This is a genomic window from Vibrio sp. 1069, from assembly GCF_033340555.1.
Genome location: NZ_JAWOWP010000491.1, coordinates 1 through 645, shown reverse-complemented (window position 1 = coordinate 645; position 645 = coordinate 1). Strand labels below are relative to the sequence as shown.

Here is a 645-nt window from a genome sequence, read left to right as displayed (position 1 = left end):
CATGATCATTCGCTCAAATGAGTTAGAGCAAGAAAAACATATGGAAGAGGCTTTCGTTAAACAAAATGACTTCATCCAAAATCAACTCATGTCTTGGTTGCCAAAATTTGCTGAAAAATGTAAGCAATTTGATGAATTTGGCTTCTACTTAAGCGTTGCGCAACTATTAATTGCATTTTGTAAACTGGACAGCGCTTACCTTCTTGGTGAATAATCACCGCCTATTTTTAGGGAGCCTGCCTGTCGGGCTCCCTATTTTATTCGCTTGCTTTTAATCTGGCTCAAAGACGTTCGTTCATTTAGCAGTCAAAATGTGACTTCAAATACACAAAACTCTTGCTGAAAATATTGCCAGTCAGCCCACATAGGGCTAAAATGTGAGCGCAAACGATTAAATATGATTTATATGTAAACCGCTGAAATATAGCGGTTTTTGTTTTTTATTAATAGGTTGATAACCACTTCCTCATATTTAGTAGGAAGCCGAGTACCTTCAACCAAGTTGCTACAAATCTTTTTATACCGATTTCGGTACAACCGCTGCCTACTAGAATAGACACTACTGTTGTTGTGGTGTTTAGTTTGCGCAAAAAACTAAGCGTATGGTTGTATTCACTACGGTATTAAGTAGCTCGATACAGGACA

Annotated in this window: 1 pseudogene; it reads left to right on the top strand. The window is 37.8% G+C overall.

The features are described 5' to 3' along the window. Positions 1–214 (top strand): annotated as a pseudogene (locus R7040_RS27345) (molecular chaperone TorD); the annotation flags it as partial. Positions 215–645 lie beyond the last annotated feature (431 nt).